10 protein-coding genes and 1 CRISPR repeat array are annotated in these 22,977 nt (G+C 59.0%); of the genes, 2 read left to right on the top strand and 8 right to left on the bottom strand.

The window, feature by feature from the left end; genetic code table 11:
- Positions 1-71 precede the first annotated feature (71 nt).
- A CRISPR array of direct repeats spans positions 72-514; the repeat unit is 33 nt; unit sequence ATTTCAATCCACGCTCCCCGTGCGGGGAGCGAC.
- Between the two features lie 164 nt (positions 515-678).
- From cas2 to cas3, 7 genes are read right to left on the bottom strand one after another with little or no spacing between them, the layout of a single operon-like run.
- A complete protein-coding gene (gene cas2 / locus Q0K43_RS04530; RefSeq protein ID WP_297289377.1) occupies positions 679-969 on the bottom strand; it encodes a CRISPR-associated endonuclease Cas2 in 291 nt (96 codons plus the stop codon).
- Between the two features lie 7 nt (positions 970-976).
- On the bottom strand, positions 977-2,008 hold the full coding sequence (gene cas1c, locus Q0K43_RS04525) for a type I-C CRISPR-associated endonuclease Cas1c (protein ID WP_297289376.1): 1,032 nt from the start codon (positions 2,006-2,008) through the stop codon (positions 977-979).
- Positions 2,005-2,667, bottom strand: a complete 663-nt coding sequence (cas4, locus tag Q0K43_RS04520) for a CRISPR-associated protein Cas4 (RefSeq protein ID WP_297289375.1) — start codon at positions 2,665-2,667, stop codon at positions 2,005-2,007. The genes cas1c and cas4 overlap by 4 nt, the downstream gene beginning before the upstream one ends.
- Positions 2,664-3,560 (bottom strand): type I-C CRISPR-associated protein Cas7/Csd2, encoded by an 897-nt coding sequence (gene cas7c / locus Q0K43_RS04515; protein ID WP_297289374.1) that lies wholly within the window; start codon positions 3,558-3,560, stop codon positions 2,664-2,666. The genes cas4 and cas7c overlap by 4 nt, the downstream gene beginning before the upstream one ends.
- Positions 3,561-5,297: a type I-C CRISPR-associated protein Cas8c/Csd1 gene (cas8c, locus tag Q0K43_RS04510; protein WP_297289373.1), complete on the bottom strand. Its 1,737-nt coding sequence runs from the start codon at positions 5,295-5,297 to the stop codon at positions 3,561-3,563.
- Positions 5,294-5,956: a type I-C CRISPR-associated protein Cas5c gene (gene cas5c / locus Q0K43_RS04505; protein WP_297289372.1), complete on the bottom strand. Its 663-nt coding sequence runs from the start codon at positions 5,954-5,956 to the stop codon at positions 5,294-5,296. The genes cas8c and cas5c overlap by 4 nt, the downstream gene beginning before the upstream one ends.
- 27 nt (positions 5,957-5,983) lie before the next feature.
- Complete coding sequence (gene cas3, locus Q0K43_RS04500; protein ID WP_297289371.1) at positions 5,984-8,125, bottom strand: CRISPR-associated helicase Cas3'; 2,142 nt, start codon at positions 8,123-8,125, stop codon at positions 5,984-5,986.
- A gap of 916 nt (positions 8,126-9,041) precedes the next feature.
- On the opposite strand from cas3, the gene Q0K43_RS04495 reads away from it, so the two are divergent.
- Positions 9,042-9,335, top strand: a complete 294-nt coding sequence (locus tag Q0K43_RS04495; protein WP_297289370.1) for a hypothetical protein — start codon at positions 9,042-9,044, stop codon at positions 9,333-9,335.
- 85 nt (positions 9,336-9,420) lie between these two features.
- Positions 9,421-22,470, top strand: coding sequence for an S-layer homology domain-containing protein (locus Q0K43_RS04490; RefSeq protein ID WP_297289369.1), 13,050 nt, complete (start codon positions 9,421-9,423; stop codon positions 22,468-22,470).
- Between the two features lie 192 nt (positions 22,471-22,662).
- Here the strand turns inward: Q0K43_RS04490 and Q0K43_RS04485 are convergent.
- On the bottom strand, positions 22,663-22,977 hold a 315-nt coding region (locus Q0K43_RS04485), incomplete at its 5' end, for a putative PEP-binding protein (RefSeq protein ID WP_366086138.1).

Here is a 22,977-nt window from a genome sequence, read left to right as displayed (position 1 = left end):
TTTTATTTCGATCCAGCCTCCACCGACAGCTACACACTTTCCCTACGCGTCGCTCTTCCGATCTGATTGTTATTTCAATCCACGCTCCCCGTGCGGGGAGCGACGACCAACGCCGACCGCATCAGGGCTATGAGCGACATTTCAATCCACGCTCCCCGTGCGGGGAGCGACCACCTTTCGCGTGTCACTGATTTGTTGACACCTCGATTTCAATCCACGCTCCCCGTGCGGGGAGCGACTTTTGCCGATGCCAGCAAAGACGCGAGACGGAGAGTATTTCAATCCACGCTCCCCGTGCGGGGAGCGACCGTGGATCTTTACGTCAGAGACCCAGCCCTTTGGGAATTTCAATCCACGCTCCCCGTGCGGGGAGCGACGCCGGGTATACTGTTACTGTGGCAGAGCATTCTAAATTTCAATCCACGCTCCCCGTGCGGGGAGCGACGGGTTTAGGGCTCTGCTGAGGCTTCTTGGACTTATGATTTCAATCCACGCTCCCCGTGCGGGGAGCGACAGCAGATCTGCACAAATACACATCTGCAAATTTATAAAATTTAAATAAAGTTTATTCTATCTTCAAGAAAAATATCGAATAAAGACATTTATTATCTTATTAAAAAGAACTTCATTGCGGTGCGAACCGCCCGGGCAATGTGTGGCAACTGTCCCTTCGCACTACTACAGGATCAGCGGCTCTTCTGGCAGGTAGGAGGGCTTACAGCCAAAGTGTTCGATCTTGTTTTCGTATCGTTGCCCTAGGTAGTAAAAGCGCAGACTGTCTTTATCCTGATCCATAATGGACAGCAACTTAGCCTGGAGCAGCTTACATTGTGCTGTGTCCAGCAGGCACTCGAATACCGAACACTGTACCCGCTGGCCATAGTTGACGCACTGCTTGGCGATCTGCCGCAGCCGCCTGCGACCGGCAGAATCCTCCGTGTTGACATCGTATGTGATCAGTACCAGCATGACATCCTCACTTCCATAAAAAGGGCGGATAGGCCTCCAAATCGCCCCGCAGATACCGGGCTAGGAGCAGTGCCTGCAAATAGGGCACCAGCCCCCAGGGCACTTTCTCCCCTAGGAATGGATGGGTCAGGCTGTCCTTCTTGCGCTCCTGCCACCGCTGGAGGAAGGTGCGCCTTCCACCCTCACTGAGCAGCACACCGCCATTTTCCCGATAGATAAAATCACACTTCTGAAAGACCCGGTTATTGATACAGGTCAGCACAAACCGGTCTGCCATACAGGGGCGGAATTCCTCCATCAGATCCAATGCCAGAGAACTGCGGCCAGGCCGGTCCCGGTGGAGAAAGCCCACATAGGAGTCCAGGCCCACACTTTCCAGCGCCCAGGTGCAGTCGTGGGACAGCAGGCTGTAGGCAAAAGAAAGCAAAGCGTTTACCGGATCCAGGGGCGGCCGGCGGCTGCGGGTCTCAAAGCGGAATACAGACCGGTCACCCAAAATCAGCTGATCGAATGCACTGAAATAGGAAGTGGCCCCAGCTCCCTCCAACCCCCGCAGACTGTCCAGATTTGTCTCGTGCAAAAGCTGGGGCAGCAGGGCTTTCAGCTGGCCGGACACCTCCCCAAGCCGCTGGTCATCCACTCGGAGGCCGTGGTCTCGGCGGGTGCGCTCGATGCTCCAGCGGGCGTTATGGACCTTTCCAAACACCATTGATCGGGCGATGACACAGCTCTGCGCCGGGTCGTCTGCCGCCCGGTACTGGGCGCGGCGCAGCAGCACGTTCCCGTTGGCCTCACCGGTGACCCGGGCCAGGAACTTCCCCCGGGGCGTGCAAAAGGACAGGGAGATCCCCCGCTGGGCGCAGGCCCCCATCAGAGCGGGAGAGGCGCCCGAATAGGCAAAGGTGAGAATGGCGGACAGGGTGTGGAGGGGGTAGCGGGCCACCGGGTCCTTTTCTCGGCTGGCCACCACATTCTCCCCGTCCAGGGATAGATAGATGTCCTCCGAGGTCACAAATAAGGTGTTGAGCAGATGTCTCACGGTTCCACCTCCATGGCCTGACGCAGATAGGTGTCCACGGCGCTGCCCTTCATCAGGGCGGGCAGGCAGAACTCCTGCAGGGAGCAAGCATTGCAGGACTTGGAGCGCCGGACCCTGGGTGTGTGTCCCCGGCAGTAGAGCTGGTGCATCTCCTCCAACATCGCCCGCACCTCTTCCCGTAGCTCTGAGGAAAAGGACACCAATGTCCGCCGCCGGGTCTCGCCGTAGAAGAGAGCCCCCTCCGGAACGGCACAGCAGAGCATCTCCTCCAGACACATGGCCTGGGCGCACAACTGTAGCTCGTCGGCCCGGTGGGACTTGGGCGCGCCCCGCTTGTATTCGATGGGAAAGGGAACCCACAAGCCATCTTCCCCCCGGAGGAGGATCCCGGAAGGGTCTGCATGGAACTCCACCACATCACACTTTCCGGAGATCCCCAGGGTGGGGGAGGCCACAGATAGTCCCCGCAGGATCAGAACATCTCCCCGACGTTCCCGTGCCTGCTCGTCGTGGGCACGATGGTGGAAGAGTTCCCCCTCCACTGTGCGCAGGTTTTCTTTCCACTGCTGCTCGATGTGGATGAGCGCCCACTGGCGGCGGCAGAAGGCAAAGTGCTGCAGGCCGGACAGCTGGAGGAAGTCCTCTTCGGCGTAGGTCACCCCATGCGCTGACAGGTGATGCCGGCGGGCAGAGCGGTCTCGTCTACGGAGACAATATAGTCCTGATAGGAGCGGGCAGGGCCGGCCTCATCCGGATGCTTCCGAGCAACTGTCACAGCGTCAAAGAGTTTCCAAGCAGGGGCGCAGCCCAGCTCGCTGTCGTGTTTAAAAATGATCAGCTCCCGCACCGCCATCTTGCCCCGGGCGGCGGAGTGGTCATGCTCAAACATATTGAGGATGGCCTCCCACAGCAGGGACAGGTCCTCTTCGGAGAAACCGGTGGTCTTGCGGGCCAGATTGGCGGAGATATAGCCCTCGCAGCGGTAGAGACCGTAGGGAACAATGTACTTCCGACCCATTTCAGTGCCCTTCTTTTCGGCGTCGGCCTCGGTGGTGATGGCTACCCGGGTAATGGTCACCTCCTGGGGCACCACCGGCTCCACACTGCGGGCAAAGCCCAGCTGTACCGGGCCCCGCACCTGGCCGCAGTTGAGGGCCGCTTTAACGAAGGTGGTCATCACCGCGCCGAAGGTGCGGATGTCATAGAAATTCCTGCACATCCAATCCCGGATCTTCCGATCCAGGTCGGGGTCGGATTTCTTCTTTTCCTTCACATTCTTGTCGGTGACTTCCAGCTCTGCATAAGCCTCGGCATCGCTGCGGTTCAGAGGTACGCCGTCCTTCACGTAGATGCGGTAGCCGGTGGTGTCCTCCTTCACCGTCTCCACATAGTTGCGGATCTTCCGCTTGAGGCATACGTCGGTCACGATGCCCAAACCGGTCTCCGGGTCCACCCGGGGCATGTTGCCGGCGTCGGGATCGCCGTTGGGGTTGCCGTTTTCCACGTCGAAGAGAATGACGAATTCATAGCGGTTCTTAATAGGCTCAGACATTTACTTTTCCTCCTTTTTCTCAAAACGGCTCTGGGTCTGGTGGTAGTAGCCCAGCTGGAAGCAGCCCTGTTGGGGCAGGTTCATACGCGGGGGATAACTCTCGCCCAGCTTGGAAAGCAGAGTGGTGATTTGTTTATCATAGTGGGTACGCAGGCCGCCATCCAGCTTTTTCAGGTGTTTCTGGGCCAGATTCACCAGTACCGGGAACACAATGGCGGGGGTGGCGGAAGCTGAGTTGAAATACTTGTCCTTAATAGTGGTGTTAATCCCGGGGTTGGCGGCGGACTGGACGGCCTCTAACAGGGAGAAGAGCCGCCCCAGGTTGTAGGGAATGTTGGTGCTGTCTGGATTGAGAGACACGGTCAAAACCTCCTTTGGTACGTCAGGATGTATGTTCTTCAGATAATAGGCCTTGAGGATGGCGGCCCGGCCACGGGTCATACTGTGTTCCGCCCGGATGCGCAGGGCCACGCCGTTCAACAGAGTGGCTGGATAGCGGGTATCAGTGAGGACAGCCCGCAGCGCCTCGCCGGCCATATTGGGCGCCGGGGTTTTGTCCCGGCTGTTCTGATTGACAGTCTCATACAGCAGCTTCCACATGGGGATGGTGTCAAACGTATCATAGGCGGGCTTGACGATCTCCAGCCGCTGCTGATGGGCCTGGGCATTGCGGAGAAAGGCTCCGAAGGTGTTGCGGAAGAAAAAGCGCACCGAGAGCCGGGCGGCATTGGGGGAGAGCCCCAGGATGTAGAAGTCCATGTTGGGATCTAGCCTCTCCTCGTCCAGGTCCACCGCAAAGCCATTGCAGAGATTGTTCAGCGTTCCCTGCAAATCGGTCAGCGTATAGGCAGGGCCTTGTCCAAAGAACGCCGCCCCGAATATATTCTGATAGACATCTCCGCCGCTTCTGGCCCAGCAGACCACGGTGGCGTCACCCATTTGGTAAACGTGTTCCCGGTCGGCCAGCAGGTGGTTGAGGGCGGTGGTGTAGGCAAACACCGTTTCCTGGCTAACAGGGGCATTGTAGCTTTGCTCTTTTCCATAGGAGCAGACGGCGGGAGAGTTAAAACCTACCAATGTGTTCCCCATGGCTTCTCCGTTGATGATACCCTTGATTTTGGGATGGATGCGGGCAATAGAGCCGGTTTTGCCTGTGACAAGGCAGGCGGATGATATTCCGCTTTCCTGTGCGGAATAGTATCGCTGCCAGGCATCCCTGACTGCGGCATCCTCGTGAACGTACCCGCCGCCGTATCGGAAAAGCAGAGTGGCACCCTTGAGAAAGTCCTCTATATATTCCTGCAGAGCCGGGTATTCCATGGCCTTCTCTGGTTTCCATGTTTGGAAAAAGGAGAGTAAGGCGGAACTTGCAGGGGAGGAGACGCCGGCCAGAATGGCTTTATGGTGCGCTGATGCTCCGGCAAAGCATTCAGCGCCGCGCTCGGTGCCTCCCTTGCTGATTCCGAGGAGATAATCGGGCTTGTCCCACAAAAAATTGGGCCGGATTGCGGTGGATGTTCTTCCGTCGGTGGGCACCGGGAGTTCTATGGACTGGGGACGCAGAACGGTCTTTTTCCCTTGCCTAACCGGAACCTTGATAGGGATGATCTGCTCCAGTGCGCCGCTGTCGCTGATGTATACAGCATAGGAAATATCTGATTTCTTCCAGCCGGGCGGAGAGATTTCGCCTTTTTCTTCCAAAGTACGGTAGTAATCCGTCAGTGCCTGCAGGATCATCGCCGCACCTCCTCACTGTCCCAGGACGGAACCTCCAGCATCCCGTCCCGGAGAATGCCGCGGAAAAAGAGGGGAGTGATGTTTTCCAGGTCGGTATAGTCCATGTCGTAGAGCATCCAGCCCAGGTCCCGCTCACCTCTCAGATCCTCTGGACAGGGCGGAACACCCTCGCACAGACGGAACTGGGCGGGAAACTCCCGGCAGCCGAAGCAGGGCTGGTGATAAAACTGCCCTCTCTGGATCCGCCGTTTTACAATGTCCTGGAACTTTCCAGGGTTGTCCCCCGGCGCGGCCTGTTCCGTCATCTCGAAATGGGCCTCAATTACATAGCGGACTTCCCGCAGCAGCAGAGCTGCGCGCTGCTGGATGTCCTCCGAAGTGCTGAGGCACAGCTCCCCCTTCCCTCGCTCCATCACCGTGCGGGCGGTACGGGCGGAGATAGTGGACTTGACCTCGTTGCGCCGCAGGTTGGTGAAACGGATGGGGGCGCAGACATGGATGCGGTCGATATGCCACCGCATACCAGGGTGCCAATAGATGGCCTCGATCAGTCCCCGGGCCGCCGAGGGGGTCATTACGTCATAGCTCACCCGCTCCACCTTCATCTCCGGACGGGTGAAAAGTGCGTAGTCTCCCCAGACCTCCAGCTTAATGGACATAGGCGTCACTCCTTTCCAGTTGCATATTCAAATAAATAAACCCTTCCCACTGTCGGCCTCCAGGGAGAGACCAGTCTCCTCGGCGTACAGAGCCGGATTGCACAGAATGGCTGCGCCGTTTTCCAGCACCTCCAGATCTCCAGCCGCCTCCAGGGCGGCAAAGTGCTTTTCATAGACAGATACCCCATACTGCCCCAGCTGCCGGAAGAGCGTTCGTCCTCCTTCGCCGGCGCGCAGCCGCTTCACCAGTTCCGCGCCATTATCCCACGGAATGTAGACTGTCCGGGTGGGGCTGTCGATGAGATGGAACCGCTCCGCCACCGTGCGGAAGGGGAAAAACTCGGATTGAATCAGCGGCAAGATTTGCTCTTTGTCCTGAGCCTCTCTTCCCTTCAGATCCAAAAGTTCGGAAAAATAGGCGTGGATGGCTTCCGGGGAGGCGATGTCGGCATAGCGGGCCATGGCCGCCTTTCCTGCGCCGATCGCGGTGGAGAAGAGGGGCGGGGCCTTTTCCTCCCCCTCAAAAATGTGGACTACGCTCTCCTCCGCAGACCGCCTGCCCTCCCGGTTGCATCGTCCGGCGGCCTGCAAAATAGAGTCCAGCCCAGACTGCTCCCGGAACACGACCGGGAAGTCCACGTCCACTCCCGCCTCGATAAGGGAGGTGGACACCACCCGGCAGGGCAGCCCCTCCCTCAGTCGGCGGCGGATCTCCCTCAGCTGTGCTTTTCGGTGGCTGGGACACATGAGGGTGGACAGATGGAAACAGCCTGTCCCATCCAGCCGTCCATATACCGCCTGGGCCGCCTTTCTGGTGTTAACGATGCACAGAACCTGGCTGTGGGTATTGAGCTGTGCGGCCAGCTCATCCCAGGTCAGGCTGCCCGCCCGCCGGAAGGTCACTCGGCGGAATACATCCCACTGGCAGGTATCGGGCGGACACAGCTCCTGCACCGGAATCTGAGGAAGAAATTCTCGGAAGATCGGCTCCAGTGCAGGCTGCGTCGCTGTGCAGAGAACTGCGGAGACGCCGTAATGCTCCACCAGCTGGGAAATGGCCCAGACGCAGGGGCGCAGATAGGCAATGGGCAGCATCTGGGCTTCGTCAAAAATCACCACGCTGCCGGCGATGTTGTGGAGCTTGCGGCATTGGGAGGAGCGGCAGGCGTACAGAGATTCAAAAAATTGTACTGCTGTGGTTACCACCACCGGCATATCCCAGTTTTCCGTGGCCTTGGCCAGGGAGATGGTGTGAGGATCAGCCTCCCCCTCCAGATCGTAGAGTACGTTGGAGTGGTGTTCCAGTACGTTTTTCGTGCCCAGAATCTCCCGGAATACCTCTGCCGTCTGCTCAATGATGGAGGTGTAGGGGATCACATAGATTACCCGCTCCAGGTTGTGTTTTTTTGCGTGGGCCAGGGCAAAGGCCAGGGAGGCTACGGTTTTTCCTCCGCCGGTGGGTACGGTGAGGGAAAAAAGCCCCGGCGCTCGTGCTTCTCCCTCCTGAATACATTGCTCCAGAATCTTACAGCGCTGGCGGTTCAGCTCCCCTTTGGGTGGGAACCAGCCGGATATGTAGCTTTGAAGCCTGTCCCACAGCTGTTCCATAGAAGTCTCGTTGTGTTCTCGGCCCCGGCCATCCATGAAGGCTTCTGTGTCCAGAAAGTCAGCATCCACCAGACAGGAGTAGAGCATCCGGGTAAAGAACACCAATTCCAGCCCTGACTTTTTTCTGAGGAAGCCAGGGACATCCGGCTCAGGCAACGTAACCTCCTGTTCCCAGCGCCCATAGGGTTCCAGACTCCCCGCACGTTTGACGCGGCCCCACAGCGTAGCCTGGTCCGAACCGTCCGTCTGATTGCCGCCGTTTGGAAGACCGCCGTGGTGGCCGGCCACCGCAAAGGCGGCAAAGGGCTGCCCGCGCTGCCAGCACTCCACCGCGCCGGCTGTGGAATGATCCACCTGTTTAGGTTCGCCGTGCAGATGACTCTGGAATGCCTCGGAGTACTTTCCAATGTCATGGGCCAGACCAGCCAGTTCTGCTTGTGACTCTCCGCCAAAGGAAGTAGCAAATGCTTTTGCACGAACAGATGTGCCGGTCAGGTGGGAATATACGCTCTGTATGCGGTTATCATCGGAAATGTGTGCTAGGTATGAAGCATATTTCATAGTTAGACACCTGCCATTTCTCCTGTCGATAAATGAAGGTTACCACATCATCTGTACGATAAATTGGACTATTTGTACAATGCGATCTAATTATTGCAGAAAAAGAAAGATGTGTATAGTATACCAGAAATAGGACATACGGGCAAGTCGAGGATAATAAAAATTGATCTGGATGCGTGACCCAGATCAATTTTATAGAAGTTATGCCATACAGATCATCTACTTCTGCTTCCGTGGCCGGTGATATCCAAAGAGATGTGCTGATAGCGGTTCCGAGTGGGGTCTCCGATACTGACTACAGAGGCATATTGGGTCAGCACCGTATGAAAAAGAAGATCGGCGGAACTGTGTCCGCTCAAGAAGGCCAGAGCCGCTGGCTATGCAGGGGTAAGAAATAGCTTTAAGAGAGAAGAAAGGCAGAAAAAACTCCCTGATAAGGTAGGAGTGGTTTATCGACCACGCAACTACCATAACGCGGTAATTCCCGCAACAGAGGAACGGCATGTATAACTGCCTGGGGGGATCGGCAGGTTTGCTGCCGGACTTCTCTACGAAATGGCGTAGAATAGATTTTGGATGGTAAAATCGAAAATCGTCCGGCGGTCTGAGGCGGAGGCAGTGGGATTACTGAACGTATCCTGCACCCAGTACCGGTAAGCGGTGCGATGCCGTTGCTTTATAAGATCTGGCAGACACCCAAGGAGGGAATGAAAAGCCCGTGCTGCAACAGGCAATGCCGCCGGGCATTACCCATTTTTATGCGCTAAATGGGTAATAGTTTTGCTGCTGTACTTGTGGTAGAGTATTTGTGTGATCATGGACGGGTGTCTTTGATATGTAAACAACCGGTCGCGGCAGGTATGGCCGGGTGAAAGCAGATGTAGGACTCTGATGCAGGTAAGCAGAGGGGTGGAGTATGGAAAAGACGAGAATCTATAACATCGAAGGAACCATAATGGAGATCCCGTTGTACTATGACGAACAAGCAAGGCGTTACATAGAACTCTACCCGGATTTTACCCAAAACCCAGTCTATACGCCTGAGGGGCATCCCATCCTGTTCACAGGTGAGGACGCCTGCCCTCTGGGAGAGACGGCGGAGGGAGGACACTGCGTGGACTGCGGCTCCTGCCGGTTCTATCGGCAGCAGCCGGGCAGTTGGATCGGCGTGTGCGGCCGCAAAAAGCGCAGGCACGAAGAGGATCCCTAAAACAAGGAGAAGGGAAATCAGTTCTGTTCTGCCCACAGATAACTCAAATACCTGGAACATGGACACCAGTCAAAGGAGGATGCACATGAAGAAAGGAAAGGGAAAGAAAGTACTGAGTATGGTGCTGGCCTGTGCCATCATGGTGGGGTTGCTGCCCGGAATCACCCTGCCGGCAGAGGCTGCCACCAATCTGGCCGGCGGATTTGAGGGCCAGGATGCGGACGTGTTTACCGCCCTGGGGTTTGACACCACAGTGGTCCCGGAGGGGTATAATGAAGATTCCACCGAGAACCCCTATGGTCGGGACATTGTCCCGGGCAACCAGGTGTTTGAACTGGTTACGGCGGCAAGCGCCGGCGTGGCCTCCTATGGCAAGGATAACAATTTCGAGCTGAGCGGCTTTGCCTACTCCCCCTCTTCCGGCGGGGCCATGCCCGGCAATATGCGGCTCTTTGCCGCGGCAGCCGGCGATTTTGACGGCGACGGCCTCCCCGGCGGCATCGCCTATGTGGGTATTGCCGGTACCTCCGGCGACCAGAAACTCTATCTCTACTTCTATGACGGGGAGATGGGCAACTACGGCGCCGTGAAGGAAATCTGCGGCGCCATCAGCCCGGAGCATACTGTTTCCGGCGGCGATGCAGACCAGGAGAAGTTTGACTTTGCCTGGCAGAATCTGCTGCAGATCACCGCCGGTGACTACGACGGGGACGGCACCGCCGAGATTGCCGTCTATGTGGCGGAGAACGCCGCCGCCCGCGTGGACATCTACAAATACCAGAAGACCTCCCAGTCCGGAGACAAGGACTGGCTCCAGGCCGCCAACTGGAGCCGGGTATGGAGCCATGCCCTCAGCGCCGACGTGGTGCCCAACATGGTATCCCTGGAGTCCGGGGACTTCAACCGGGACGGCGTGGACGACCTGGCCATCTCCTCCGGCAGCCTGGTGTTCACCGTACAGTCTGCTACTGCGCTCAGCAATCCATATGTGGCCAAGAAGAATGAGCTAAAGGTCAAGTACAGCAAGGCCAGCACCGCCTCGGTGCTGTGGGGCGCCAAGAGCCGGATGCTTCAGACTCACGACGGCCTGAATCTCAACACTGCCGAGTTGGGCGAGCTGGTGCGCGTGGGTTTTGCCTACGGCGATATGGATGGGGACGGGGTGAAGGATCTGATCGCCGCCGGCCAGCCTATCAACGACGCGGCCAATAACACCACCCGTACCATCACCGCCTACACCTATATGAGTGATACCGGCATGACAGTAAGCTCCAGCGGTACCTATAAGGTCATTGACGGCGAGTTCGTCACGGTGGAGTTGGATGACGGGCAGGGCGGTGTGACTACCACCACCAACTGGAAGACCAACAACGGATTTGACGAAAACTACCACAGCCTGCCCTTCATGACGGCCAACGCCGCGGTGATGACCCCGGTGGGTAGCGATTATACCTACATCTATGTGGACAGCTGCCTCTACCGCAACAACGAGGGACAGCTGCAGCTCTTCTACTCCCTGGACGACACGAACTACTCCGCGGAGGATACCAGCGCCAGGCTGGATCCCGCCTGGATCCCGGATATTCAGCCCAGCATTGGCACGTCGGATCCCTCCTATGGCTACTGCGAATACGGCGTGGTGAGCGGCGACGTGGACGGCAGCGGCGGGGACATCCTCTCCACCGCCATGATGACGCCCCAGACCAACAGCATGGGCAATCTGAACTACGGCGTCTACACCCTGCAGGGCGCCGGGGATGGGGTCAAGCTGACCAACGCCACCCGGGAGAACTGGTCCCGTGATGCCGTCGTCCCCGTTCTGGCGGATGTGGATATGGACACCGTCATCATTGAGTACACCGGCGTCCACTACCTGACCTACTCCGACCCCCAGGTGCTGGCCATCATCGCCGCGGCCCCCTATTATGAGGACGTGGACGAGGTGGTGGACTACGACTACGCCTGGCAGAACACCACCTCCTTCAGCCGCATTGTAGGCTCGGGCCACTCGGAATTTGTCACCTTCGACCTGGAGGTGGGCGCCTGGGCCGACTCGGACTGGGTGATCGGCGGCGGTAAGATGGTGCTGGAGGGTGCAGCCATGTTCACCCTGGAGTGGGAGGAATCCACCACCAAGACCACCGAATATGAGCTGACCTTCGAAACCAGCCAGGATGAGGATGCGGTGGCCTTCTTCTCCATCCCCACGGAGAACTATGTCTACAACATCCATGTCCCCAACGGTCAGGGCGGGTATGATACCACCGTAGAGACCATTCAGAACACCTTTACCCCCTGCTATCAGATTCTGAATCTGGACTACTACGAGTCCATCCAGGGCAACTACGACGAGCTGCCCCAGATTGCCGGCGTGGCTCTCACCTCCACCCCCGGCGACCCGGCCTCCTACCCCAGTTCCACCAGCGGCTACAATGTGATTGCTCAGTGGAACGATGATCCTGCCGGCGTCAGCTTCGGCAATGGCTCCATCTCTCAGACTATCACCATTACCGAGGAGCAGTCCGAGAGCTACAACATGGGTGCGGCTGTGGACTTCAAGGTGGGCGGCGGCAGCGGTGCGCAGGCCGATATCGGGCAGGCCAAGGTGGAAGTATCCGGCGGTATCCAGGGCTCCATCAACCCAGCGGGCGGCTGGGCCGATGTGAACTTCACCGGCACCAGCTTCTCCGGTACTGTTACCAACATGCCCCTGGAGTTCCAGGATTACGGCTACTACTATACCTGGAAGCTCTTTGCCTACAACTATGTCTTCGACAACGGCGCCAGCATCCCTGTGGTCAGCTATGTGGTTGGGGACGTTTCGGAGCCTCCCAAGCTGCCCGACGACTTCCAGCAGGACTATGACCGCACCACCAGCGAGGAAAATGTCCTTACCTGGACCTACGACGGCGAGGCCACCAAGTTCTATCTCTATAAGTATTTTGACTTCCCCGTGGGCGGTGGTCTGGATCTGATTGCCGAGATCGATCCTTCTGACTCCCGCTATTTTGAGTACAAGGTGGGCGAAGACGGGAAGTCCTACAAACAGTATTGCTATACGGACGCCAATCTGACGCCCTATACGGAGTATCAGTATGCCATTCAGGTGGAGCGACTCAACCGCGTGCCGCCTCTGTCCTCCCCCAGCGCCCTGCTCACCGCCAGGACCAAGGCTGCGGAGGGCTATCCGCTGCTGTATATCAATGAGTCCGACAGCATCAACGACGGCACCCTCCTGGTCTACCCGGATAAAAACAGCTATCTCACCGTGGATGTGAAGGGCCCCCAGGGGGAGAATGCCGCCAACTACTACTCCATTGTCCAGTACCAGTGGCAGAAGATGGAGAAGGGCGCCTGGGTGGACATGGTAAACCAGACCGGCATGACCCTCACCTTTGCCAACGCCGGCGTGGACACGGCGGGCAGCTATCGCTGTCGGGTGAACGTGCAGACCAGGGACACTGCCACCTACATCACGGCCTACACCGGCACGGTGGTGCTGACCCACGCCAAACGCACCTCCTATATCGATGAGACCACCCTCAGCGTGGAAGACATCACCGGCGGCGGCATGCAGCTGTATGCCCAGGTGAAGAACGCCCACGGGGACAGCGCGGCCATTCCCAGTGGAACCGCCACCTTCCTCTTTACCAACACCGCCACCGGCGCCAGCTACACCTTCTTTGCCGACCTGGATGCCACCGGCACCGCCGCAAAGGTGGTGGAGGGCACCCTGCCGGAGGGCCTGTACACAGTGGCGGTCCGGTACGCCGGCTCCTATATCTTCAAGGCCTGCTCGGCTGAATGCACATATCTCTCCCAGATGAGCAGCGGCTACACCATTGATATGCCCGTGGACATCGTTTATGGCGACGGCGCCACCCTCACCTTCTACAAGATCAACAAATCCGGCGGCGTCACCAGCAATACGGAGCAGCAGGCCCGCTCCGCTACGCTGTATGCGGCGGACGCCACCTCCACTGTCTACAGAGCATACAACCAGCGGTGGGCGGATCCAATGGCGACAGGAACAAGGGTAAAGGGGATAGAAGCCGGAAAAACCTATCGCTACATGCTGGAGGACGGCGTCTGGCGGTACTTTACCGCCAGCTATACCACGGGGGAGACAAGCGGCACATATGCCCGCCTGTATGAGGACTATGTGTTGTATGAACAGAGCGTATCCGCCTACCTGACCTACGCCAACGAGGGCGGCAAGTACGCTCTGGCTGCCAACACACCTGCCGGCAACTACCTGGTGCAGATGCAGGGAGAGGAGAACGGCCCGTACACCGAGGCCCTCTTCACGGTGAATCCCCGGCCCATCACCCTGCAGCTGCCCACCCAGAGAGGGTCTGAGGGCACCGACGCCGTCCAGCCCAAGCTGGGCGAGCTGCCGGTGGTCACCGGCAGCTGGGCGCCCTGTGATCTGGAGGCGGACGGCACACTGAAGGATGCCATAGCCGACACGGTGGCCAATACCAAGTACTACAACACCGCCTGGAAGGAGTTTACCCATGAGACGGTGGACGAGGTATGCGGCTACTACACCATCCGGTGTACGGATTCCCTGGCCAACTACGACCTGAAATTCAAGGACGGCTCCCTCACCATCCTGGGCGCCACCCACGATGTGACCATCGCCGTGCGGCCCTTCGAGGGCCAGGAGGTAGGCACCCTGTATGCCGTGTCCCCGGACTATGCCTCCACCCGGGCGGCGGCAGGCAGTGCCGACACCCTGGTGCAGCAGCACCAGACCGGCACCCGCCTGGTGTTCTCCGCCGTGCCCGACACGGGCTATGAGATCTATGACTGGTACATCAACGGCGTGGCCCAGGGCAAGAAGGACGCCTCCATCGCCTATGTTCTCCTCAACGAGAACACCACCGTTGAGGTCCAGTTTGCCGTCAAGCAGAACACCCTGGCCTTCGGCACTGCCGGGGATGCTGACGGCGGTACCATCACCTGCAGCGACCCCACCCTCACCAGCGGCAGCGTGGTCATCGCCAACGCCAATTTCAAGTTCACCGCCGTACCCAAGGAGGGGTATCATTTCAAGGAGTGGCGCTATACCGAGGTGGGCCAGGGCACCCAGTATGACGACGAGGACTTCGGGAAGGAGAGCAGCACCTTCGACCTGATTATGCCCTCGGCCAGCTGCTCGGTCTACGCCGTGTTCGAGCGGGACTTCTATACCTTTACTTACACCGACCTCAGCGGCAACAACGGTCTCACCGCCTGGTACGAAAACCGGGTGAACGATTCTCCCGATGCCGTGGCAGAGAAGGTCTATTTCACCAGCGGCACCCCCATCAAAGGCGACACCGTGGTCACGGTGGAAACGGCCAAGGGTTGTGACTGGGACAGCGACTATCTCTATGTGTCCACGGGCAGCCAGGGTACTGCCGACTACACCGCCGGCACCTACACCGTGGCCGTAACGGAAGATACCGCTGTCACCGGCTACACCAAGCGGGACACCTATGACTTGACCATTGCCTTCGACGTGGAAACAGAGATGTCTGCGCCGGAGGGGGCGGAGATCGTCTACACCCTGGACGACCAGGAGTACCGCCTGCCCTATGACCCGGCGGCGTCCTCCATCACCATCCCGGATGTTCCCGGCGGCACTGCGGTCAACGCCCAGCTCAGCTTCCCGGCCTACTATGACCTGGATGGCTGGACGGCCGGCAGCACCCAGGTCACCGCCACCACCGAGGTCAACCGCCTGGCTGTTCTCATCACCAGCGGCGGTGCGGTAACAGCGGGCCAGGCCTACTATTACACCGACAACGGCGTTTCCTATTACTTTACCGCCCCCTTCACCGGTACGGCGGAGTGGACGGGAACCGCGGTTACCATCTATGCCTCCGGGACCTCCTTCACCATTCCGGCGCTGGAGCAGGCGGAGACGGTTACGGCTCATCTGACGGAGAAGGCGGTCCATGCCATCACAATGGAGGACATCTCCGGCAGCGGCACCTACAGCTGTGAGCTGCCCGACGGCGCCAAGTCTGAAGAAAACAGCAGCGGCCAGACGGTGGTCAGCGTCCATGATGGAGAGAGCCTCACCGTCATGGTGATACCGGAACAGGGACAGACGGTGACCTACTGGAGTACCACCCCGGAGAGTACCGGCAAAGCGGTGATCACCCGGGCTACCTCCCTCAAGTATATCATCCCCGACATCCGGGAGAACTATGGTTTCGAGCCTATCTTCTCCAAGACCACCTACAATACCATCTCCTGGCCCACCATCAGCGAGAACACCGTTGGCCTGACCCTCTCTCCTGAGAGCGGTTACCTCTCCAGTGTGGTGTCGGGCGGTACCTTCAAGTTCAAGCTCTCCGGCGGCGGGCTGAGTCTGGTGGATCAGGTACGTGCCAACGGCAACCAGTTTACAACGGCAGGCAATGAGGTAGACGGTACTATCTATTCCTATGACAGCGCCACCGGTGTCTACACCATTGAAAATGTTACCGCCAACCAGGTAATTACCGTCACACTCAAGGAGATCGGCATTACGGTCAACGGGGAGGACATCGGCGCCATCACCGGCACCGGCTGGGCCTACAATACCCAGACCCAGACCCTTACCCTCAGCCGGCCCAACCTGACGGTGAGCGGTGAAAACGCGTCCAGCGGTCTGGCGCCCGATCTCAGCATTGTTCTGGACAGCAGCGCCGGCAGCGCCACCTTCAAAGACCTTAACCTTACCAGCACAAACAAGCAGATAATTCAGGTCAAGGCCAGTGACGCAACCCTGACGGTCACAGGCAGCAATGAGCTGGAATATACTGGAATTCCTAGCAGCACCATTGCTTCCGCCACGATGATCACCACTGCCGGGAACCTCACCCTCCGGGGCAGCGGCAGTCTGAATCTTGATCTGGGCAGCGTGTATAACGGCGTCACCGTAGCCGGCACCTTGGCAGTCAGCGGCAACGTTGCCGTGAACGCCAATTGCTTCCGGGGGACAGCGGTCTTTAATGTCAATCAGCTGGTGGTGGGTGCGAGCAGCGGCTCCTCCTCACCTGCATTGCGGATATATGCGGTCATGTCCAGCTACGGCGTCCAGGCCGACACCGTGACGGTGAACAGCGGCGAGCTGTCCATAATATCCATGATGCATGCCATCTATGCCAACTCGCTGGAGAACAAGGGCGGTATCATGGAACTGGGCACCGATGTCGACACACCCTTTGGCAGCAAGAATATCGAAAGCCTTAAGCCTGGTACTCCCGTCTGGACCACAAGCTATACCGGCGGCGCCTTGCTGCGCACCGGAGAAAAGAATACAGACTATCAGATGCGTTCTTTGGATGCGGGCGCCCAGACACTGGCAACAGCGGAGAATACTGCCGCCGGGCCTGATTGCGTGTGGAGTTATCCGGAACTCACTGATGACACCAGATATGTCCGCATCAGCCCCATGCAGAGCAGCGACACAGGGGTCACCATGTCGGTGAAGATCGGCGACAAGACCTACAGTGGGCCCCTGGTTGGGGGAGATACAGCAAATCTATATTACTATGTGGATCTTGCCGATTCCTCCAGTACCGATATCGAGTTTGTATCGAGGAACGAACTCGAGGTGACCGGGTATGACCAGAAACAAAACTGGCGGATCGTGGCCAGCGAGATCAACGGAGAACTGACCCTTTGCGGCGGCTCCATCACATGGGAGAAGCAAGAGGAGACGGATGATTCGTCCGACTCGCCGGTAGTTACCAGAACATACTACACAGGCACCGTAACGCCGGAACCGTCAACGGAGTACGACTATACCCTCAGCGGCACGGCAACAACGGATGTTTCCGGCAAATCCATCATCGCTACCCAGGCAGCCAGTTCCGTTGCATCCCTGACCCTGGATAACCTGTATTACGGCGCGCTTTCCATCGGCAGCGCCCCCCTCTACCTGAAGGGTGACAACACGCTGGCTTCCCAAGACACGGCCCTGGATGTGAGCATGAATGCGGATCTGAACATCCACGGCAACGGCGGCAGCCTTACCTTGATTACCACTGGGGAGAATGTACCCACAGCGAGGGTCAACTCCATCAATCTCCACAACGTCGGTGCCCTGATTGTGTTTGGAGCCGAGGGGTATAGTCTCTCGCCCATCCAGGTATCGGAGGGATCCTCCGCAACGGGCACCACCATGAAGTACTATGACGGCAGCGCGGAGCTGCCCTACGGCCTCGGCTGGCGGCAGGAACTTGGTACTGCGGCTGCCACAGCGTACGTATCGGAGGAACTGAATGTCAACGCAACGGCCAAGTACATGAAGTTCGGTACCGCTGCCACGGACGCCGCCGCGGATCCCACCTCCCTGACCTATGATCTGGATGAAGATAAGGGCGAGAATCAGTTGATCGCGCTGACGCCTCCGGCTGTGGGCGGCGTGATCCACGCCTTTGACAAGACGGGCGGCAGCAACGCCTCCACCGGCTATGTGGCCCTTCTCGACAGCGCAGGCCAGGAGACCAGGCTGGATGCAGAGGATTATGCCTATGCGGCCGGTGCCAACCAGGTCCAGGGCACGCTGACCCTCAATGCCACCTGGCTCGGGAGCCTGAAGGCGGGCAGCTATACCGTCCGGGTGTACTTCTACGATGAGAATACCACCGATGCCACCACCTACACCATGGACATCCCCCTCACCGTCACCCAGGCTGCGGTGAGCAGCGGCGATCTGTACATCTCCCCCAGCAGCGCCACCCTCAAGCGGGGCGACAGCGTCACCCTCACCACCACCTTCACCGGAACCACCCCCAAGGTCTATGTCTGGGAGGTCACCGGCAATGGTACTCTGAGTGAAAACGGCAGCTCCGCCGTTCTCACGGTGAACCAGGACGCGGTCATCGGCAGCCAGATCCAGGTCACCGTCACCAGCTATGCAGATGAAAATAAGACCCAGCAGCTGGGCAGCGCCACTGCCACCATTACCGTAACGTCCACAGCCCAGGGCATCGACGTCACCTGCAAGGATGAGACCCCCTCCGGCGACGGCAGCTACACCCTCTACCACAACACCGATGGTACCGCCAAGACCTGGGACTTCGATGCTGTGGTGAGCCTGGACGAGGGAACATTTGACGAGAGCCGGTTGACCTGGTCCCTGTGGGGCGCCCAGCGGGTCACCACGGTGGTGAATGCCACTACCGGCGAACTTACCATCCATCCCAGCGAGACGGGCACCAACGGCCAGCTGCAGCTGACGGCCACCTATGAGAACCAGGACGGCACCAAGCTCACCAGGACCGTCATTATCCATCTCTCCACTGATGCCTGGGTGGCCTATGACAACACCGGTGCGGCAAACGGCTCCATCACCAGCGCGGTCTGGGGCAATGACGCCGTCATCTCCGCCGACGGCAGCTTTGTCCCCACCGGCAGCACCGTGGTGGTCACTGCTTCGCCTGACGAGGAGTACATGGTCAAGACCTGGTATGTGAATGGCCAGAGCGTCATGAACGACCCCCTCTACGCGGTGGATAAGGAGAATCATACCCTTACCTTCACCGCCGCGTCCATGTCCCACTATGTGGTCACAGCGGACTATGTAAACACCAACGGCTTTGCCATCACCTACTCCGCAGGCGCCAACGGCAGCATCACCGCCCAGAGCGGCGGCCAGAACCTGGCTTCCGGCGACGTGGTGGTCAAGGGCAGCGAAGTGATCTTTACCGCCACTCCCGATACCCACTGCGCCGTGGCCCGGTGGCTGGTGGACGGCGTAGTGTATGAGGAGGTTCCGGGTGTCACTTATACCGGCAACAGCCTGACCCTCAGCAACATTGAGGCCGACCACACCGTCACTGTGGAATTTGTGGGCGCGGACATCGAAATCAGGTTTGCTGCCGACGCCAATGGTTCCGTGACCCTCCTGGTCAACGGACAGAAGGTGGAGGGAGCGACCAGTCCCTATACCGTCCAAGCGATGGACGACGTGGTGATTCTGGCCGCACCCGTGACCAGCGACTATCTGGTGGATCAGTGGCTGGCCAACGACGGCACCGGCGTCTATGCCCCCATCCCCGGCACGGCCGGCAGCGCCACCTATACCGTAACGGATATTACGGAAGGGTTCGATGTGAAGGCCACCTTCAAGCCCGTGCCCAGCTACGACGTTACCGTTACCACCAACAGCTATCAGAACGGTTACGGCATCGTGAAGAGCGGCACGGAAACGGTGGATATGTCCTCCAGCAAGACCTTTACCGTGAAGGAACACGGCGCTCTGACCCTGCTGGCCGTACCCGACGCAGGCAGCTACGTCTATGAGTGGCTGGTACCCGACGGGGTGGATTATACTGCCGACGGCAACGTCCTCACCCTGCTGGACGTCCGGTCCGATCTCAATGACATTGACGCCGGCCAGTACATCGGCGTCACCTTCCGCCGGGGCTTCTATGATGTGGCCCTCTCCACCGAAGGCAGCGGCTCCCTGACGGCGGACTATACCGTTACCATTGGCTCGGATACCTTTGACGGAACCATCCCCGACAGCGGCAGCGAAAGCATTCGCGGCGGTTCTCAGGTGACCTTCACCGTTACGCCGGACGCCGACAACATCCTCTCCGCCCTGACCATCAACGGCGCAACGGTCACCCCCGTTTGGGATGAGGATAACGGCTGCTACACCTACACCATCGATACACTTACCGAAAACGTGGAGGTGGAAGCTACCTTTACCGAGAGCGCCGACCGCTTCACCGTCACCGTACCCGCCGGCTTTGCGGATGAAGTGGTGGACGATACCGTCGATCCGCCCACCACCAGCGAAGTGCCCACAGGCACCGCGGCAGCCAGCTATGTACCCGACGGCATCAGCGGCGATGTGGATGAAGCTGACCTGGCCCCCAATACCGACGCAGTCCTGATGGCCGACGGCGGTACCGCCCGACTCACCTTCACTCCTGAGAGCGGCTACACGGTGGACTACAACATCCTGGCGGAAGAGGTAAACAAGGTTCTGGATGCCGCCGGGTCCGGCGGGGTGCCCAGCCTGTCCATGAGCGGCATGGCCTGTGTGGTCACCATTACCGGCGTGGACGCGGATCTGGACTTCACCGGCATGGCCAGCCCCTTTGTGACCGAGACCGTGACCACCTACCATGAAGTCACCATTGCGGACGTTACCAATGGTACTCTGGAGGCCTATCTGAATGGCGTTAAGCTCCAGTCCGGCGCCCAGGTACCAAAAGGCAGCGAGATCCAGATCATCGCCACCCCTGCGGAGTATTACAAGGTGGAAAGCCTGACTGCAAACAGCGACGAACTGTCCGACGGTTCCTCCAGCCCGATGGAAACCACCTATGTGGTGGATGGGGCGGTGACCCTGGATGCCGCCTTTACCCGCAGCGCATACGAGGTGACCATTGATATCCTGGGCAGCGGCGATGGCACTGTGACCATCGACGGTACGGAATATACTGCCGGCACTTATGCCTTGGATGTAAACAGCGTCCTGGCCATCGGGGCCAAGGCGGAAGACGGCTCCAAGGTCAACACGATGGGTGTTCCCGGCGGAACGGATGCCGACGGCGACGGCGTTTGGGAGGTTACGCTCACCAGCGATCTCACCATTACCGCCGTGTTTGACGCCCTGGAGTGCGCAGTGACCTTCAACGAGCCGGAAAACGGCATCCTCACCGTTCTGGATAACAAGGGCGACCAGGTGACCAGCGGACAGCTGGTGCCGGTGGGTACCAGCCTGACCATCCTGGCGGTGCCCGACGCTCACTACAAGCTGGATATCCTGACTGCGGGCGGCGCAGACTACAGCAAGGCTTTGCTGAGCAGTGTGGTCAGCTACACCGTCAACGCTGAAAGAAACAACCAGATTGAATGCGTCTTTGCGGTGGCTGAGGTTCCGGTGTCCTGGACCTCCGTCAGCGGTACCGTCAAGGTAACCATGCAGGACGGCACCAGCGTCACCAACGGCCAATATGTCCCCGTTGGTACCACCCTGATGGTTAAGACCGAACCTGCCGGCGATGATTACAGCCTTAAGACCCTCACCGTCACCGGTACCAGCCTGGACGACAGCGGAACCTGCACCGTGGGTACTGAGCCGGTGGTCATCACCGCCGAATTTGAGTATACCGGCGAGGTTACCCCCGGTCCCGAGGGCCCTCCGGGTCCCGAAGGCCCCCAGGGTCCTGCCGGCGGCAGCGGGTCCATCAGCGGCGAGTTCACCGTGGCCATCACTGTGATCGGCAATGGTACCCTTCAGGTGACGGCCAACGGCAAGGAAATCTCCAATGGAGACGTGGTCAAGGCGGGCACCGCCCTGGTGATCACCGCGGAGCCTGCCGAGGGTGAACAGCTGGCCGCCCTGACCGTCAACGGCGTGGCCTTCACCAGCGGCGGCAAGTATGAAGTTTACGCCAACACCGATATCGTGGCCGACTTCGGCGGCGAGGCGGGCTATCCCTACTATCTGGATGCCAGCGGCAACCGGGTATTCATCGGCTTTGCCTACGACGTCAACGGCAACGGGAAATGGGATGAGGGCGAGTACATTGCCCCCGAAGGTGTGGAAGTTCTGTTCACCCCCAACCACAAGACCTTTGACGATGTGCCCGGCCACTGGAGCGAGGCCAACATCGACTTTGTGTCTGACCGTGAGATCCTTATCGGCATCACCGACGTGCTGTTTGACCCCAACGGCAAAGTCACCAGAGGCATGTTTGCCACTGTGGTGGGACGGCTGTACGAGCGGAGCTTCGGCATTCAGATCACCGATGATGTACGCGACTTTGACGACTGCAATTACGACGCATTCTACGGCAAGTATGTGGATTGGGCCGCCGAGAACGGCATCGTGGAAGGCTACGGCAACGGCAAATTTGGTCCCGACGATCTCATCACCCGGGAACAGATGGCCACCATGCTCTACCGCTTCGCGGCTATGATGGACGTTCTGCCCCAGCAGTCTGACGCGGACCTGTCCTTTGCCGACAGCAGCCAGATCTCCGATTGGGCAAAGACCGGCGTGGCGTATTGCCAGAGCGAGGGCCTGATGCAGGGCATCGGCGCCAACGTATTCGCACCTCAGAACACCGCCACCAGAGGCGAGATGGCCGCTGTCATCCGCAGCTTCATCAAGGCGGTTCTGGACTGAGAGGGAGATACGCCTGACAGAGTTTTCCTGAGGCAAACCAAAAACAGCAGCCGCGGAGGCCTTTAGGCCTCCGCGGCTGCTGTTTTTGCCCTGAAGAGAACTGAGACTGGGTCAAAATGCACGCCTGCCAATCAGAAAAAACGCCGCCCCGGCTCCGCAGGAGCTGGGGCGGCGTTGAACCATATACTCTGGTTACCGGGGGTTCTTGATAGCAGCCTGGGCGGCGGCCAGACGGGCGATGGGCACACGGAAGGGGGAGCAGGACACATAGTCCAGGCCCACCTTGTGGCAGAACTCCACGGAGGTGGGATCGCCGCCGTGTTCGCCGCAGATACCCATGTGGATGTCGGGGCGGGTCTGATGGCCCAGCTGGACGGCCATGGCCACCAGCTTGCCTACGCCGTTCTGATCCAGATGGGCGAAGGGATCAGACTCGTAGATCTTCTTGTCGTAGTAGTAGCTCAGGAACTTGCCGGCGTCGTCGCGGGAGAAGCCGAAGGTCATCTG

It is taken from the genome of uncultured Flavonifractor sp., assembly GCF_944383115.1.
GTDB lineage: Bacteria > Bacillota > Clostridia > Oscillospirales > Oscillospiraceae > Flavonifractor.
Note: the sequence above shows the minus strand (reverse complement) of the source record. Positions and strands in the feature narration are given on the sequence as shown.

Excerpts from the sequence above, each read along its gene's own strand:
- cas7c (WP_297289374.1), bottom strand. The coding sequence starts at position 3,560 with ATGTCTGAGCCTATTAAGAACCGCTATGAATTCGTCATTCTCTTCGAC.
- cas3 (WP_297289371.1), bottom strand. The coding sequence starts at position 8,125 with ATGAAATATGCTTCATACCTAGCACACATTTCCGATGATAACCGCATA.
- cas8c (WP_297289373.1), bottom strand. The coding sequence starts at position 5,297 with ATGATCCTGCAGGCACTGACGGATTACTACCGTACTTTGGAAGAAAAA.
- cas5c (WP_297289372.1), bottom strand. The coding sequence starts at position 5,956 with ATGTCCATTAAGCTGGAGGTCTGGGGAGACTACGCACTTTTCACCCGT.
- Q0K43_RS04490 (WP_297289369.1), top strand. The coding sequence starts at position 9,421 with ATGAAGAAAGGAAAGGGAAAGAAAGTACTGAGTATGGTGCTGGCCTGT.
- Q0K43_RS04495 (WP_297289370.1), top strand. The coding sequence starts at position 9,042 with ATGGAAAAGACGAGAATCTATAACATCGAAGGAACCATAATGGAGATC.
- cas2 (WP_297289377.1), bottom strand. The coding sequence starts at position 969 with ATGCTGGTACTGATCACATACGATGTCAACACGGAGGATTCTGCCGGT.